Genomic DNA, 16,372 nt, shown 5'->3' on the forward strand with positions numbered 1-16,372 from the left:
TACTTTGTCAACTATGGACGTGCCCGCACCGGCAGCCGCACGCGTTTCCGCCAGGGCGGCAACGGATGTACCCCCGCGGCCGACGGAGGCCATACCCGCAGCCGCATCCGCCGCCGCATCCACGTCGGCCCCGACCGCGCCCGCGTTCGCTGGTCCTTCGGCTGCCGCGACACCTGCCCGGCGGGGCGGCACGTGGGGCGGCCGTACGCAGGAACAGCGCCGCACCGAACGGCGAGAGCGCCTGATCGCCGCGGCGCTGGATATCTGGCTCGAAAACGGCTGGGCGGCAGTCACCATGCGGGGCGTGTGCACTCGCGCGGGCTTGAACGACCGCTACTTCTATGAGCACTTCGCCGATCGCGACGATCTGCTCGGCGCGGTGTGGGACGACGTGGGGTTCCAAGTCCTGGCCGAACTTTCCGCTGTCGTCGCCGAGAATCTGGAACATCCGGCGCTGGGTATCCTGCGCCTGGCCATCGCCCGCGCGGTGGCGCTGCAATCAGACGGTCCGGCACGCATCCTCTTCGGTGACCACGCGGGCAGCCGCGTCCTGGAGCAACGGCGTGCGGCCCTGCTCACCGAGTCCACCGACCTCCTCATCGCGACGGCCCGCCCCTACCTGCGTCCCGGCGTGGACGAATCCGACCTGCGCATGGGCGTTTTGATGGGCATAGGCGGCTTCATCGAGCTGCTGACCGCCTGGCGCACCGGCACCATCGAAGCCGATGCGCGACGCATCATCGATCACGTCAGCCACACCGCCGATTTGCTCGGCGCGCAGTACCTCGCCTTTCCCGAGTGAACCGGCCTATTTGACCGCCCAGACCATCGACTCCGGACCGGCGAGGTGTTCGGTGACGGGGTTGTGGAAGCCGGTGTCGGTGAGCCAGGTTCGGAGGTCGGCGGCGGTGTAGTCGAAGCCGCCGGGGGTTTCGATGAGCATGTTGAGGCTCATGAGGAGGCCTTGGAGGTTGGTGCGGCGGTCGTCGTCGATGAGGGATTCGTAGACCAGGATGGCGCCGCCGTCGGGGAGGGCGCGGTGGGCCTTCTCCAGGAGCATGAGCTTGGTGGGGAGGTCCCAGTCGTGGAGGATGTGGCCGAAGACCAGGACGTCGGCCTCGGGGAGGTCGTCGGCGAAGAAGTCGCCGGGCTCGAAGGCGCACCGATCCTCCACCGGCGCACTGTATTCGGTGAAGATAGGTTCGACCGCGGGCAGGTCGTAGCCGATGCCGTGCAGGTGCGGGTTGGTTTCCAGGACGGTGCGCAGCAGTGCGCCCTGGGCGGTGCCGATATCGGCGACGGTCTTCCAGCGGTGCCAGGGGAACACCTCGGCGATGGCGTGCGCGCTGGGCAGCGTCAGACCGGTCATGGCGCGTTGAAAGTCGTAGAGCCGCTGGGGATCCCGGTAGAGCGCGGTGAAGAAGTCGCCGCCGCTCTTGGCCTCGTTCTGCGGCTGCCCGGTGCGCAGGCCCTCGGTGAGCCCGGCCCAGAACGGGTAGAGCCGCGCGGCCGCCATCTCCAGGAAGCCGCCGATGTATTCGCTCCCGGTGCTGTCCAGATAGGTAGCGGTGTCGGCGGTATTGCCGTAGCGGTCGTCGGTGCGCCGCAGCATGTCCATGGCCACCAGCGCGTCGAAGAAGTCGCGGGCGGCACGCGGATGCAGCCCGAGTTCGCGCTGCAATTGCTCGGCGGTCAGTTGCCGATGCCCGAGCACCGTGAACACTCCCAGTTCGACGGCGCTGAGCAGGGTCCGGGACTCCCAGAAACCCATTCCGATCCGCAGGATCCGCTCCATGGCGCATCACGATAGCCACAGCGACCCTCCGGCAACGGCGAATCGGCGGGTCCGGTCGACGCGAGTCCCGGCAGCCGGAACCCGCATCGGTCAGTGCGGAATCAGAGCGCGTCGATCCGGTACACCCGCTCGGCATTGCTGCGGAACACCTGCTCGATGGCCTTGTCGTCGGCCCCGTGCGCCGACAGCGCCGTCGCGACCGCCTCCGCCGCGTTCGGAATGCTCGTGATCGGCTTGTCCACCGGGAAATTCGAGCCCCAGATCAGCCGGTCGGCCCCGAACACGTCCAGCGCGTGCTCCAGCATCGGCGAAATCCGTTCCAGCAGCACCGGAACCGGTGTCGGCTCGCCACGTTTGGGCACCGGATGACCGAGGATGGGCATCATCAGCCCGCTCACCTTGGTCACCACATTCGCGTGCGCGGCCAGCGCGGTGAGATCGTCGCGCCAGCGCACGAACAGTTCGCGCCGCTGCCCCGGATTCTGCCCGGTATCGCGCCCCACCGGCCCGAAAATCCCTGCGGGCGTGCCGAGATGGTTGAGCACGATGGTGGTGTCGGGATACCGCTGGGCCAGCGCCGTCACCTCCGGCAGCTGCCCCGAGTACACCCACGCCTCGAACGACAGCCCGCGATCGGCCAGCGCGCCGAACCCGTTCAGGAAGGCGGACGAGGTCAGCACGCCGGGCCCCTTGCCCACCGCGCGCACGCCCCGGTCCGGATGGTGTTCGACCCGCGAGCGGATGCCCCGGAACCGCGGCGACGCCGCCTTGTGCGCCTCGAGCAGCTCCGCGAATCCGGGCGCGGTGGGATCGCCCGCGCCGACGATCGCGCCCAGCGCCGGCGTGTCCACGCCGAACGGCAGGCTCGATACCCACCGGGTCTCATTGGCGGGCGCGAGCGGTCCCTTCTCGTTCCACTCCACCTCGATGTGCACGATCGCCTCGACCGGCACCTCCGCGGCGTCCGCCCGGTAGTCGCGCGGCAGGTACGGGTGCACGAACGGCGTTGGGTCCCCGACGAATTCGCGATCGCGCCGCGGCGCCAGCCGCTTGGCGACATCGATGGGGACCGGCACGTAGCGGAACAGCTTCGCCAGCCCGCTGAACTCCCGCGGGGTGGTCAGCGGATCCCACTGGTGAATATGCGCGTCGACGACAGTCATTCCCGCAAGGTCCATGAGGTGCCTTCCGTCTGGGTCAGCCTGCTCCGGATTGTTTCACGCGCATCGGCCGCGGGCCATCGAATCGGACATGCGGCACTGCGAATCGGGACAGGAGGCACCGGAATCGGACAGGTGTCAGGGCAGGATCTGCGGGATGACGTTCGGGTCGAGAATGCCGACCAGTGCGCCGATACCGCCGCCGATCAGCGCGCCCAGGGCGGAGCCGCCCAGCGCTCCGGGGATGGAGCCGATGGCCGAGCCGAGCGCCGCGCCGCCCGCGCTGCCGGTCAGCGCGCCCGCGGCCGCGCCGTTCAGCGCCGGGTCGGGGAACTGGGCATTCGGGTTGGTGGCCACCGGATCCAGCTGGATGCCGTCGGCGACCGGTGCGGCCTGCACCGGCGCGGTGACCGCGACCGGAGCGGCGTCCGGTGCCGCCGCGGACGCCACTCCCGAGAACAGGGTGGCGGCGGCCGCGAACGGCACGGCGACGGCCAACAGCTTGGCGGTGGTTCTCACGCTGGTTTTACGCATCATCGACTTCCTGTCAGCTGCAATCGAACCGAACCATTCCGGTATAGCTCGAAAATTGCTGCTGTTCGGAAATTCCCATGCGCCCTGGGCAGTGGTGGTCCTGCCCGGGGTCAGACGTTACGTCGGTACTGTCCACCCACCGTGAAGAAGGTCTCCGTGATCTGTTGTAGCGTGCAGACTCTCGCGGCGTCCATCAGAACCTCGAAGACGTTGTCGTCGCCCGCCGCGGCCGCCGCCAGCCGGGCCAGTGCGGCCGGAGCCTCGTCGCGATGCTTCGCGGTGAATTCGCTGACTCGTTGCAGCTGAGACTGTTTCTCCGCCTCCGTGCCGCGCGCCAGCTCCAGCACCCGGTGTTCCTCCTCGTGCGGATTGCGGAAGGTGTTGACGCCGATGATCGGCAGGCTGCCCTCGTGCTTGCGGCGTTCGTAGAGCATGGACTCGTCCTGGATGCGCCCGCGCTGATAGCCGGTCTCCATCGCGCCGAGCACGCCGCCGCGTTCGCTGATCCGCTCGAATTCGCGCAGCACGGCCTCTTCGACCAGATCGGTGAGTTCGTCGATGATGAAGCTGCCCTGCAGCGGATTCTCGTTCATCGCCAACCCCCACTCGCGGTTGATGATGAGCTGGATCGCCAGCGCCCGCCGCACCGATTCCTCGGTCGGCGTGGTGACGGCCTCGTCGTAGGCATTGGTGTGCAGGCTGTTGCAGTTGTCGTAGACGGCGATCAGCGCCTGCAGCGTGGTGCGAATGTCGTTGAAGCTCATCTCCTGTGCGTGCAGCGACCGCCCGGAGGTCTGCACGTGGTACTTGAGCTTCTGCGAGCGCTCGTTGGCCCCGTACTTGTCGCGCATGGCGATCGCCCAGATGCGCCGCGCCACCCGGCCGATCACCGAGTACTCGGCGTCCATGCCGTTGGAGAAGAAGAACGACAGGTTGGGCGCGAAATCGTCGATGTGCATGCCGCGCGCGAGATATGCCTCCACATAGGTGAATCCGTTGGACAGCGTGAAGGCCAGCTGGCTGATCGGATTCGCCCCGGCTTCGGCGATGTGATAGCCGGAGATCGATACCGAGTAGAAGTTGCGAACGCCGTTGCGCACGAACCATTCCTGTATGTCGGCCATCATGCGCAGGCTGAATTCGGTGGAGAAGATGCAGGTGTTCTGGCCCTGGTCTTCCTTGAGGATGTCGGCCTGCACGGTGCCGCGCACCGTGGCCAGCGTGCGGGCGCGCAGCTCCCGCGCCTCCTCCGCCGTCGGCTCGCGGCCCTGTTCGGCCGAGAACTGTTCCACCGCTTGGTCAATGGCGGAATTGAGGTAGTAGGCCAGGATGGTCGGGGCGGGCCCGTTGATGGTCATCGACACCGAGGTGGTCGGTGCGTCCAGGTCGAAGCCGTCGTAGAGGACCTTCATATCGTCCAGCGAGGCGATGGAAACCCCCGAGGTCCCCACCTTGCCGTAGATGTCGGGCCGTTCCGCCGGATCGTGCCCGTACAGGGTCACCGAGTCGAAGGCCGTCGAAAGCCGTTTGGCCTCGGCATGTTCGGAGAGCACTTTGAACCGGCGATTGGTCCGGAACGCATCGCCCTCACCGGCGAACATGCGCGCGGGATCCTCGTTGTCCCGCTTGAACGGGAACACACCGGCCGTGAACGGGAACCGGCCCGGCAGATTCTCCGAGCGCAGGAACCGCAGCAGCTCACCGTGATCGGTGAAGCGGGGGAGTGCGACGCGCGGAATCGAACTGCCCGACAACGTCTCCCGGCGCAGCGTGGTCCGCAGTTCTCGATCCCGGACCTTCACCACCTGCTCGTCACCCTGATACGACTCCGCGACCGCGGGCCATTCGGCAAGCAGCGCGGCGTTTTCCGGAGTGAGTGTCTGCTTCGCCTTGTCCAGTAATGCGCTGACGGGTTCGTCATCCGGCAATTCAGCGAGCACCTGCTCCAGCCGCTGAACCCGTTGCGCCGCTTCGATCTGCCGTGCGGTCTCCGAGTGGTAATCGCGTACTGTCTCGGCGATTTCGGCCAGGTACCGGACCCGCGCGGGCGGGATGAGCTGCGCGAACCGGGTGGATGCACGCGTCTCGACCCGGGGGAGTACGCCCTCCTGCAAGGGCAGCCCCTGCTCGCCGAGCAGCCCGGCGAGGTGCTGGTAGAGCGCCGTCACCCCGTCATCGTTGAAAGTGGCCGCGCTGGTGCCGAATACCGGCATACCCTCCGGCATGGCGTGGAAGTCCTCCCGATTCCGCACCAGCTGCCGTGACACATCGCGCAGCGCGTCCTCGGCCCCGCGCCGCTCGAACTTGTTGATGGCCACCACATCCGCGTAATCGAGCATGTCGATCTTCTCGAGCTGGGAGGCCGCCCCGAACTCCGGCGTCATCACGTACAGCGACACATCCACGTGCTCGGCGATGGCCGCATCGCCCTGTCCGATGCCGGGCGTCTCCAGGATCACCAGATCGAATCCCGCTGCCTTGCAGGCGATCACCATGGTGTCGATATCGTGCGGCAGCTCCCGCTCACCGCGGGTGGCCAGCGACCGGAAGTACACCCGTTCGCCATCGAGAGAGTTCATCCGGATCCGGTCGCCCAGCAGCGCGCCGCCGCCGCGCCGCCGCGTCGGATCCACCGCCAGCACCGCCACCCGCAGCTTGTCCTGCTGGTCGGTGCGCAGGCGTCGAATGAGTTCGTCTGTGAGAGAGGACTTTCCGGAGCCGCCGGTGCCGGTGATGCCCAGCACGGGCACATGGCGAGCGGCCGCCGCGGCGGTCAGCGCCGCCCGGTCCGCGTCGGACAGCGTCCCCTGCTGCAGACAGGTCAGGGTGCGTGCCAGCGCCGCCCGGTCCCCGCTCAGCACCGCGTCGATATTCGCGGGCTCGAGCGAAAGATCCACGTCGCAAGCCGAAATCAGCTGATTGATCATCCCCGGCAGCCCGAGTCGCTGCCCGTCCTCGGGCGAGAAGATCGTCACCCCCGCCTCTGCCAGCCGCGCGATCTCCTCGGGAATGATCACGCCGCCACCCCCGCCGAAGATCTTCACGTGCCCGGCCCCGGCCTCCTTCAACGCCTTGGCCAGGTACTCGAAGTACTCGATGTGCCCGCCCTGGTACGAGCTGACCGCGACGCCCTGCACGTCCTCGGTCACCGCCGCGTCCACGACCTCCCGCACGGCCCGGTTATGCCCCAGATGAATCACCTCGGCCCCCTGGGCCTGAAGGATTCTTCGCATGATGTTGATGGCCGCGTCATGGCCATCGAACAGGGCAGCGGCGGTCACGAACCGCACTGGATGAACCGGGACATGCAACTCGGGCATGCGTGTTTGCTCCAACTCTCGGAGGCTCTCAGGGGTTCCCCCTGAAACCCCAATCGGCATCGGGCTTGTGAATTATCCCACACCCAATACTTGGATGTCCAACTATAGGATCGCCACAGAACGCGCAATCTGCGCGCAAGCTCAGAGACAGGACTGGCATGGTTCGCGAACTCACCCATTTCATCGGCGGGAAGCACGTCCCGGGAACTTCGGGCAACTTCGGCGATGTCTTCAACCCGAGCACCGGACAGGTTCAGGCCAAGGTGCCGCTGGCGAGCAAAAGTGAGGTCGAGGCGGTCATCGCGAACGCCGCCGCCGCGCAGCCCGCGTGGGCCGCCACCAACCCGCAGCGCCGGGCGCGCGTGCTCATGAAGTTCCTGACCCTGGTGCAGGACGAGATGGATTCCCTGGCCGCGCTGCTGTCCAGCGAGCACGGCAAGACCATCGCCGACGCCAAGGGCGATATCCAGCGCGGCCTCGAGGTCATCGAATTCGCCTGCGGCATTCCGCATCTGCTCAAGGGCGAGTACACCGAGAGCGCCGGCACCGGCATCGACGTGTACTCCATGCGCCAGCCGCTCGGTGTCGTCGCGGGCATCACCCCGTTCAACTTCCCGGCCATGATCCCGCTGTGGAAGGCCGGTCCCGCGCTGGCCTGCGGTAATGCCTTCGTGCTCAAGCCCTCCGAGCGCGACCCCTCGGTGCCGGTGCGGCTGGCCGAGCTGTTCCTCGAGGCCGGACTGCCCGCGGGCATCTTCAATGTCGTCAATGGCGACAAGGAGGCCGTTGACACCCTGCTGCACGACGAGCGCATCAAGGCCGTCGGTTTCGTGGGCTCGACCCCGATCGCGCAGTACATCTACGAGACCGCGTCCGCGAACGGCAAGCGCGCGCAGTGCTTCGGCGGCGCCAAGAACCACGCCATCGTCATGCCCGACGCCGACCTCGACGATGTGGCCGACCAGCTGATCGGCGCGGGCTACGGCTCGGCCGGTGAGCGCTGCATGGCCATCTCGGTCGCCGTGCCGGTGGGCGAGGAGACCGCGGATCGCCTGCGCGCCAAGCTCGTCGAGCGCATCAACAAGCTCAATGTCGGCGTCTCCGACGACCCGGGCGCGGACTTCGGCCCGCTGGTCGGCCGCGACGGCGTGGACCGGGTGAACAACTACGTGCAGATCGGCGTCGACGAGGGCGCGGAGCTGGTCATCGACGGCCGTGGGCTGGTGGTCGAGGGCGGCGAGGACGGATTCTTCGCGGGCGCAACGCTGTTCGACCGCGTCACCTCCGACATGCGGATCTACAAGGAAGAGATCTTCGGCCCCGTGCTGTCGATCGTGCGCGCCAAGGACTTCGAAGAGGGCCTGCGCCTGGCCAACGAGCACGAGTACGGCAATGGCGTCGCTATCTTCACCCGCGACGGCGACACCGCCCGCGACTTCGCCGCCCGCGTGCAGGTCGGCATGGTCGGCATCAATGTCCCGATCCCGGTGCCGATCGCGTACCACACCTTCGGCGGCTGGAAGCGTTCCGGCTTCGGCGATCTCAACCAGCACGGCCCGGACTCGATCCGCTTCTACACCAAGACCAAGACGGTGACGCAGCGCTGGCCCGCCGGGCTCAAGGAGTCCAACGCCTTCGTCATCCCGACCATGGACTGACCCGATGTTCGTACTTGACGAAGACGAGAAGGCGATCGTCGAGACCGCCCGCTCCTTCGCCGACGAACTGCTCGCGCCCAATGCCCTGGAATGGGATGAGCGCAAGCACTTCCCGGTGGATGTGCTGCGCAAGGCGGGCTCGCTCGGCCTGGGCGGCATCTACGTGCGCGAGGACGTGGGCGGCTCGGAGCTGCGCAGGCTGGACGCCGTGCGCATCTTCGAGCAGCTGGCCACCGGCTGCCCGGCCGTGGCCGCCTACATCTCCATCCACAATATGGCGACGTGGATGATCGACACCTACGGCGATGAGACGCAACGCAATCGGTGGCTGCCGGGCCTGACGTCGATGGACCTGCTGGCCTCCTACGCGCTGACCGAGCCCGGTGTCGGCTCCGACGCGGCGGCCTTGAGCACCAAGGCCGTTCGCGACGGCGACGACTACCTGCTCACCGGCGTCAAGCAATTCATCTCCGGCGCGGGCAGCTCCGACGTGTACGTGATCATGGCGCGCACCGGAAACGAAGGGGCGCGCGGCATCTCGGCGTTCATCGTCCCGGCCGATACGCCGGGGCTGTCGTTCGGGGCCAATGAGCGGAAGATGGGCTGGAACGCCCAGCCCACCCGCCAGGTCATTCTCGACAATGCCCGGGTGCCCGCGGCCAACCTGCTGGGCGCGGAGGGCAATGGCTTCCGCATCGCCATGAACGGGCTCAATGGCGGGCGGCTGAACATCGCCGCCTGCTCGATGGGCGGGGCGCAGGCCGCGCTCGACCAGACCGTGGCGTACATGGCCCAGCGCAAGGCCTTCGGCTCCCGGCTGCTGGACAACACCGCCCTGCAGTTCGAGCTGGCCGATATGCGGACCTCCCTGGAGGCCGCCCGCACCCTGCTGTGGCGCGCCGCGGCCGCCCTGGACGCCGACGCCCCCGACAAGGTGGAGCTGTGCGCCATGGCCAAGCGGTTCGCCACCGACGCCGGGTTCGAGGTGGCCAACAAGGCCCTGCAATTGCACGGTGGCTACGGTTACCTGGCCGAATACGGCATCGAGAAGATCGTCCGCGACCTGCGGGTGCATCAGATTCTCGAGGGGACGAACGAGATCATGCGGGTGGTCGTCGCCCGCTCGGTGGTAGGAGCAGCATGACGGAACCCGACGTTCTGATCGAGAAGCGGGACGGGCTCGGCCTGATCACGCTGAACCGGCCGCGGGCCATCAACGCGCTCACCCACGCCATGGCGCTGGTCATCCTGGACGCGCTGCGCGCCTGGGCCGAGGACGACGAGGTGCGCGCGGTGGTGCTCACCGGTGCCGGCGAGCGCGGGCTGTGCGCGGGCGGCGATATCGTCGCCATCCACAACGATGCGAAGAACCTTGTTGCCCAGGGTGATTCGGCGCGGGTCGCCGCCGACTCGGACACCGGGAAGTTCTGGCGCGACGAGTACATCCTCAACGCGTACATCTACCGCTACCCCAAGCCGTATGTCGCGGTCATGGACGGCATCGTCATGGGCGGCGGCGTCGGCCTGTCCGGGCATGCCTCGCACCGCATCGTGACCGAGCGGTCCAAGATCGGCATGCCCGAGGTCGGCATCGGCTTCATCCCGGACGTGGGCGGCACCTACCTGCTGGCGCACGCGCCCGGCGAGATCGGCACCCACGTCGGGCTCACCACCGCGCGCATGTCCGCCGGTGACGCCATCGCGGCCGGATTCGCCGACTACTTCGTGCCGTCGGAGCACCTGCCGGCGCTGCTGGAGGCCCTGCACGACAACGAGGTCGACGTGGCCATCGCGAAATTCGCGCAGCCCGCACCGGTTTCGGAGTTCATCGCGCAGCAGGACTGGATCGACTCCTGCTACAGCGCCGACACCGTCGAGGAGATCGCGCACCGGCTGCGCATCGACGGCCGCGCCGAGGCCGCCAAGGCCGCCGAGGACCTGCTGTCGAAATCCCCGGTGGCGCTGAAGGTCACGCTGCGCTCGCTGCGCAACGCGCGCCGGGCCGCCGACCTCGAGGACGCGCTGAACCAGGAGTACCGGGTCTCCATCGCCTCCCTCAACACCCACGACCTGGTGGAAGGCATTCGCGCCCAGGTCATCGACAAGGACCGCAACCCGCAGTGGTCGCCCGCCACCCTCGCGGACGTCACCGAGGCCGATGTGGACGCCTACTTCGGCGCGCTCGGCGATCGCGAATTGGGTTTGGCCGCACCAAAGGACGTATAATGAGCAACAACACCAAGGTCGGGTTCCTCGGGCTCGGCCACATGGGCGGGCCGATGGCCGCCAACCTGGTCAAGGCCGGATACGAGGTGCTGGCCTTCGATCCGGTCCCCGCCGCGCAGGCCCAGGCCCGCGAGGACGGCGCGACCGTCGTAGCCACTGCCGCCGAGGCGGTTTCGGCCTCCGACATCGTCATAACCATGCTGCCCAACGGGCGCATCGTGCTCGACCTCTACAACGAGGTCCTCTCCGCCGCCAAGCCCGGCACCCTGTTCGTCGACTGCTCCACCATCGATGTCGCCGATGCCAAGCAGGCCGCGGAACTCGCTGCCGCGGAGGGACATCGGGCCCTGGACGCCCCGGTCTCCGGCGGCGTGGCGGGCGCTGCGGCGGGCACCCTCACCTTCATGGTGGGCGGCGCGGATGCCGACTTCGCCGCCGCCCTGCCGCTTTTGGAGGTCATGGGCGGCAAGGTCGTGCACTGCGGCGGCGCGGGCGTCGGCCAGGCCGCCAAGATCTGCAACAACATGCTGCTGGGCATCTCCATGATCGGCCTCTCGGAAGCCATTGTGCTGGGCGAGAAGCTGGGCCTCACCCATGACAAGTTCTTCGACGTGGTCTCCACCGCCTCGGGCCAATCGTGGGCGCTGACCTCGTATTGCCCGGTGCCCGGCCCGGTTCCGGCCAGCCCGGCCAACAATGACTACAAGCCGGGCTTCGCGACCGCGCTCATGACCAAGGACCTCGGTCTGGCGGCCAGCGCGCTGCGCGGCAATGGCGTCGACGGACAGCTCGGTCTGCTGGCGGCGGAGATCTACAGCCGCTTCAACCAGGACGAAGCGGGCAAGGACTTCTCCGCTATCGTCACCGATATCCGCAAGCGATCGGGAGAGGAACCGGCGTGACCGACTTCGAGACCATTCTGCTGGAGCGTAAAGGCCGCGTTGCCCTCATCACGCTCAATCGGCCGAAGGCCCTCAACGCGCTGAACTCGCAGGTCCTGACCGATATCTCGGCGGCCCTGGACGAGCTCGAGAACGACAACGAGATCGGCGCGGTCGTGCTGACCGGATCCGAGCGGGCCTTCGCGGCCGGTGCGGACATCAAGGAGATGCAGTCCAAGTCCTACATGGACATGTTCCTGGCCGATCACTTCGCCGGTTGGGACCGACTGGTCGCGTTCCGTAAGCCCATCATCGCCGCGGTCGCCGGCTACGCCCTCGGTGGCGGCTGCGAACTGGCCATGATGTGCGACATCCTCATCGCCGCCGACACCGCCAAGTTCGGGCAGCCCGAGATCAAGCTCGGCGTCATCCCCGGCATGGGCGGCTCGCAGCGCCTCACCCGCGCGGTCGGCAAGGCCAAGGCCATGGATCTCATCCTCACCGGCCGGAACATGGATGCCGAGGAGGCGGAGCGCGCGGGCCTGGTCTCGCGCATCGTCCCCGCCGCCGAGCTGGTCTCCACCGCCATGGAGGTCGCGGAGACCATCGCGTCCATGTCGCTGCCGTCCGTGATGATCGCCAAGGAAGCGGTCGACCGCGCCTTCGAGACCACCCTCACCGAGGGGCTGCGCTTCGAGCGTCGCGTCTTCCACTCGCTCTTCGCGACGGAGGATCAGAAGGAAGGCATGACCGCCTTCGTCGAGAAGCGTCCGGCGAACTTCACCAACCGCTGATCGAATTCAGCTGCTGCTGAAAGGGGTTCGGGGACCAGGTCCCCGAACCCCTTTTCGCGTTCAGCGGTGATCGGCTGCGCTCAGCCGTGTTTGGGCGGGCCGACGACTTCGACGGTCGGGGGCTTGCCGTCGGTGTGGTCGCCGCCGTCGCGGTTCATGGCCAGTGCGCCGACGATCGTTCCGCCGAGGGTGGCGGTAACCGCCACCGCCGCAACGAGTTTGCGGCGGGAGACGGGGGAGGAGGGGGCCTCGTGCGCACCGGAGTGGGGCGTCAGATGGACGCTGCGGATGCTGCGGGCGGAAGGCCGTTCGGCGGCGAGTAAGACCGCGCCGCGGGTGGAGACGAATTCGGGCTCGGGATCGTAGATGAGCGGCAGATCGAGCTGGCCCTTCAGCTCGTCGCGAATGCTCTTGTTGCGGGTACAGCCCCCCAATAGGGCGATGCCGGTCGGCCGGACGCCGGTCTCGCCGATCATGTGGCGGACGAAGGAGGCCGAGTGATGAATGCCCGCTTCGACCAGTTCGGCGAAATCACTGCGGGTGACCACGGTGCGCTGCCCGGTGATCGGGTCGCAGACGGCCAGGACGCGCTCGTTGGCCAGCGCCTCCTTCTCGCGGCGGGTGGCCGCCAGGTCGAGGGTGACGCCGCTGCGGGCGAGCAGCCAGCGCAGCAGGGCGTCGTGGCCGTCACCGCCCAGCACGGTGCTGCGCTTGTGGGCGAGGATGGCATCGGTACGGCAGTCGATCTGGGTGAGGGTCAGACCGGAGGCGCCTAGGTCGTAGAGCAAGATCGAACCCTCGGTGGGCAGTCTGCCGGTGAATCTGAGATATCTGAGCTGGGCCACCGGCTCGTCGATGACGGTGAGGCGATTGCGGCCCGCGGCGGTCCGGACGGATTCGGCATGGGTGTTGCAGCGACAGGTCACGGCGATGCCGGTAATGAATTCGTCCCGCTTGGCGGCCGATTTACGCATCAGCCGAATGGCCTCGAACACAGCCTCCTCCATGCTCCCGCCACCGGCACGGCGTAGGACCTTGCAACGGTCGATGGGGGGCAGGTGAGGCTGGTCGGAATGGGTGAGCATGGCGCGTGCGCCAGCAGCGCCCGCCGACACCCCGAGGACCAGCACCATGGCCTCAATGGTGAACCTTTTGCGGGCCGAATCCAAGACTATGACGCAGGAAATTGGCTGCTGGGTCGCTGAAGAGTTACTGACCGGCCCAGCGGGTGGCGGAGCTACCGGGATCGAAGTCGCCGGCCGCCTGTCGGAACTCCGACAGCAATTGCAGCAGCAACTGCAATCGTTCCGGCGGCAGGCCCGCCTCGGCGAAAACCCGCCGGTTCAGTTCAGTGGTGGCCTTGGACACCAAATCCCTTCCGGCATCGGTTATTTCGATGAGCGTCGCCCGCCGGTCACTCGGGTGTGGGACACGCTTCACCAAGTTGGCGGCTTCGAGTCGGTCGACCGTATTGGTGACTGAGGTGGGGTGCACCTGCAGCCGGGCGCTGGCCACGGCCATGGGCAGCGCGCCGGTTTTGCTGAAACTCAGCAACATGAGTAGCTCGTACCGGGAAAAGGTCAAACCGGACGGTCGCAAAGCTTCGTCCACCCGCGCCATCACGATCTGCTGCGCCCGAACCAGTGACGTCACCGCCGCCATGCCGTCGGCCACGTCCCCCCAGCCGTGCTCGGTCCACTGACGATGCGCCTCCTCGATCGGATCGAGCGGCAGCGGACGTGGACGCGACATGCCACCGATCATCGCACGTCGCCGACCGGTTGGTTGACGCGCCGAGCCGATCCGGTCACTCGTACAAATCACGGTGATTCGAAACCTCGGCGGCGCGCCCGATTTGCCGCACTATTGGAGCCACGATGCGGGTGTGACCGAGGGGCTAGGTAGCGGTCTGCAAAGCCGTACACGCGGGTTCGACTCCCGCCGCTCGCTCCATCGAGGAAACGCCTCCCATGCCGGACATGGGAGGCGTTTTCGTGTTCAGGCGGGTGACACTCCCGTGAGGTCCCGCAGCACCGTGTGATTGCGGTCTGCGGTGGTGCCGAGCGTGTATTCGGGCAGTAGACCGAAGTATTCACCGCGCGAACGGTTGCTCCAGCGGCGCGCGCCCTCGGTGCGGGTCTTGTAGAAGTTGGCCATGTAGCCGCCCTCGTAGAGACGGAGCAGCGTGTAGCCGCCCGGATACTCCTTGCAGGCGGCCACTTCCAGGAATTCGACGGGGATGGGCAGATCGGGCCTGGTTCGGCGGTTGCGGTGGGTGTGGCCGGAATGGTGCAGGAAGACGCCGGGCGCGGAGGCGTAGATCGATTGCAGCTCAGCGGCATTCGCGGCGTTCAGGATGAAGCTCGGTCCCGCGAGGTTGGACCATCCGGATTCCGTGGTGACCGGGTGGTGGCCGAAAAGCAGTGTGGGGCGGTCGGGATCACCGGTGAGCAGGTCGCGCAGCTCGTCGAGCTGGGATCGGTCCATGGTCCCGCCCGCGATATCGAGTTCGGTGGTGTCGAGTGCGATCAGGCGCAGCTCACTGACCTCGTGCGACACCAATTGCTGTCTGGCGGAGAAGGAATCGCCATAGCAGTCGTTGTGGTCCAGGTACGGGGTGCAGCTCGCGTAGTCGGAGCCGACGTGCGGGCGGTCGTGATTACCGCGGGCGGCGAACCAGTCCCGGCCCGCCACACCCCAGTTCGCGAGGTGGGAGTGGACGCCGCGCACCTGCTCGGGCGTCGCCTCGGCGGTGAGGTCACCGGCCAGCAGCAGATGGTCGACGGCGCGATCGGGCCGGTGCATATCGTCCAGCAGCGCGGTGAGCATGACCTCGGGATACGGTGCGAGACCGGGCTCTTGGCGGAAGCCGGGCGGCAGGCCCGCGGTGATGATGCCGCTGACCTCCTCGCCGTAGTGAATGTCGTTGGTGAGCGCGAGGGTTCGCAGCAGGCGACCGGGCGGCGGCACCAGGGTCGTGAAGACGCCCTGCGCCTCCGGTGTATTCGGCTGGCGCGTCACCACATTCACCGCGGGCGTGGCCGCGATGCCCGCGGAGCGCGCCTCGAAGCGGTAGGTGCGACCCGGCTCCAGGCCGGTGACCTCGGCATAGTGGTAGGCGGTCGGGCGCGAGTCGCCGAAGACCTGCCGCAGTCCGGATCCGTCGGCGGGGCCGAGCCAGACCTCACTGTCGGTCTCGACCGGAACGGGATTGCCCGCGGCGTCGGGGCCGAGGGTCGTCCAGGTGAAGACGGCCGACCCCTCGGTAATGGTCACGACCTCCAGATTGGTCACCACGAGTGGACCCGCCTGCGCGCGAGCCGGACTCGCCCACACCGCCGGGATCGCCGCTGCCGCCGCGATCATGCCGAGTAGTTGTCGTCGATTCGGGCCGCAGCAGGTCATGGCCGTCCTATTTCGCGTCGGTGGAGCAGACCTTCCATACGCCGTCTTCCTTGCGCAGGTGTTCATTGGCGGAGCGCTTGCTGTCCGCCGCGCCGGGCACGCTGAAGGTGCCGAGGGTGACGGCGGTGGCGCGATCACCGGCAATGGTGATGCCCTGGACCGAATCGACGCGCATCGTGACCCTGCCCCGATCCATGGCCTTCTTCTGGGCCTCGGGCAGCGCGTCGTACTGGGCGCGGTCGCCGGCGCAGGTCTTGCCGACCGCCTGGGAGGGGCCGCCGGTGGACATCGCGGTGTAGAAGTCGCGCACCGCCGTCTCGACGCGCTTGTCCTCGCTGGTCCCGGAATCCTTGCCGTTCAACGTCACCGCGGTGGCGATGCCTCCGCCCACGAGTACCACGGCCGCCACGCCGAGTCCGATGGTCAGAGGGGTGCGGCGATTCAGGGTCATCGAGATCCTTCGACTCGGGCCGATCTTCGGTTGGTGAACGACCGCAGATTACAGCGATTCCGCGTCGATTGGCGGGGTGGCATTTGAACCGGTGACATGGGACTGTACGTTGGTTAGGCAAACCTCAGAGGTGAGGTCGGGGCGAGTG

14 protein-coding genes and 1 tRNA gene are annotated in these 16,372 nt (G+C 67.5%); 7 read left to right on the forward strand and 8 right to left on the reverse strand.

Annotation, left to right across the window (positions count from 1 at the left end; all coding sequences use genetic code 11):
* Positions 1-13: 13 nt before the first annotated feature.
* Entirely contained in the window at positions 14-802 is a 789-nt protein-coding gene (locus tag ACAM49_RS05800) for a TetR/AcrR family transcriptional regulator (RefSeq protein WP_369634408.1), read from the forward strand.
* Positions 803-808: 6 nt separating this feature from the next.
* On the opposite strand, the gene ACAM49_RS05805 is transcribed toward ACAM49_RS05800, so the two are convergent.
* The 4 genes from ACAM49_RS05805 to icmF form a co-directional block, all read right to left on the reverse strand.
* Complete coding sequence (locus tag ACAM49_RS05805; protein ID WP_369634409.1) at positions 809-1,795, reverse strand: methyltransferase; 987 nt, start codon at positions 1,793-1,795, stop codon at positions 809-811.
* 101 nt (positions 1,796-1,896) lie between these two features.
* Positions 1,897-2,958 carry an amidohydrolase gene (locus ACAM49_RS05810; protein ID WP_369634410.1) on the reverse strand — a complete coding sequence of 354 codons (1,062 nt, stop codon included), beginning with the start codon at positions 2,956-2,958 and terminating at the stop codon, positions 1,897-1,899.
* 135 nt (positions 2,959-3,093) lie between these two features.
* Positions 3,094-3,489, reverse strand: coding sequence for a hypothetical protein (locus ACAM49_RS05815; protein ID WP_369634411.1), 396 nt, complete (start codon positions 3,487-3,489; stop codon positions 3,094-3,096).
* A gap of 110 nt (positions 3,490-3,599) precedes the next feature.
* Positions 3,600-6,809 (reverse strand): fused isobutyryl-CoA mutase/GTPase IcmF, encoded by a 3,210-nt coding sequence (gene icmF, locus ACAM49_RS05820; RefSeq protein ID WP_369634412.1) that lies wholly within the window; start codon positions 6,807-6,809, stop codon positions 3,600-3,602.
* A gap of 158 nt (positions 6,810-6,967) precedes the next feature.
* On the opposite strand from icmF, the gene ACAM49_RS05825 reads away from it, so the two are divergent.
* The 5 genes from ACAM49_RS05825 to ACAM49_RS05845 are packed head-to-tail and all read left to right on the forward strand — an operon-like array spanning position 6,968 to position 12,368.
* Positions 6,968-8,467: a CoA-acylating methylmalonate-semialdehyde dehydrogenase gene (locus ACAM49_RS05825; RefSeq protein WP_369634413.1), complete on the forward strand. Its 1,500-nt coding sequence runs from the start codon at positions 6,968-6,970 to the stop codon at positions 8,465-8,467.
* A 4-nt stretch (positions 8,468-8,471) separates the two neighbouring features.
* On the forward strand, positions 8,472-9,611 hold the full coding sequence (locus tag ACAM49_RS05830; RefSeq protein ID WP_369634414.1) for an acyl-CoA dehydrogenase family protein: 1,140 nt from the start codon (positions 8,472-8,474) through the stop codon (positions 9,609-9,611).
* Positions 9,608-10,693 carry an enoyl-CoA hydratase/isomerase family protein gene (locus ACAM49_RS05835; RefSeq protein WP_369634415.1) on the forward strand — a complete coding sequence of 362 codons (1,086 nt, stop codon included), beginning with the start codon at positions 9,608-9,610 and terminating at the stop codon, positions 10,691-10,693. The genes ACAM49_RS05830 and ACAM49_RS05835 overlap by 4 nt, the downstream gene beginning before the upstream one ends.
* Positions 10,693-11,595 (forward strand): 3-hydroxyisobutyrate dehydrogenase, encoded by a 903-nt coding sequence (gene mmsB, locus ACAM49_RS05840; RefSeq protein ID WP_369634416.1) that lies wholly within the window; start codon positions 10,693-10,695, stop codon positions 11,593-11,595. The genes ACAM49_RS05835 and mmsB overlap by 1 nt, the downstream gene beginning before the upstream one ends.
* Entirely contained in the window at positions 11,592-12,368 is a 777-nt protein-coding gene (locus ACAM49_RS05845) for an enoyl-CoA hydratase (RefSeq protein WP_369634417.1), read from the forward strand. Before mmsB ends, ACAM49_RS05845 begins: the two co-directional genes overlap by 4 nt.
* Positions 12,369-12,448: 80 nt before the next feature.
* Here ACAM49_RS05845 and ACAM49_RS05850 read toward each other — a convergent pair whose 3' ends face one another.
* Together ACAM49_RS05850 and ACAM49_RS05855 are read right to left on the reverse strand one after the other, a co-directional pair.
* Positions 12,449-13,501, reverse strand: a complete 1,053-nt coding sequence (locus tag ACAM49_RS05850; RefSeq protein WP_369634418.1) for a hypothetical protein — start codon at positions 13,499-13,501, stop codon at positions 12,449-12,451.
* 76 nt (positions 13,502-13,577) lie between these two features.
* Positions 13,578-14,120, reverse strand: coding sequence for a MarR family winged helix-turn-helix transcriptional regulator (locus ACAM49_RS05855; RefSeq protein WP_040805220.1), 543 nt, complete (start codon positions 14,118-14,120; stop codon positions 13,578-13,580).
* Positions 14,121-14,247: 127 nt separating this feature from the next.
* On the opposite strand from ACAM49_RS05855, the gene ACAM49_RS05860 reads away from it, so the two are divergent.
* Positions 14,248-14,321, forward strand: a tRNA-Cys gene (locus tag ACAM49_RS05860).
* 45 nt (positions 14,322-14,366) lie between these two features.
* On the opposite strand, the gene ACAM49_RS05865 is transcribed toward ACAM49_RS05860, so the two are convergent.
* Together ACAM49_RS05865 and ACAM49_RS05870 are read right to left on the reverse strand one after the other, a co-directional pair.
* Positions 14,367-15,734: a metallophosphoesterase gene (locus ACAM49_RS05865; RefSeq protein ID WP_369634419.1), complete on the reverse strand. Its 1,368-nt coding sequence runs from the start codon at positions 15,732-15,734 to the stop codon at positions 14,367-14,369.
* Between the two features lie 46 nt (positions 15,735-15,780).
* Complete coding sequence (locus tag ACAM49_RS05870; protein WP_369634420.1) at positions 15,781-16,224, reverse strand: hypothetical protein; 444 nt, start codon at positions 16,222-16,224, stop codon at positions 15,781-15,783.
* Positions 16,225-16,372: the final 148 nt, after the last annotated feature.

This window comes from Nocardia sp. JMUB6875 (assembly GCF_041154655.1).
In the GTDB taxonomy this organism is placed as follows: domain Bacteria; phylum Actinomycetota; class Actinomycetes; order Mycobacteriales; family Mycobacteriaceae; genus Nocardia.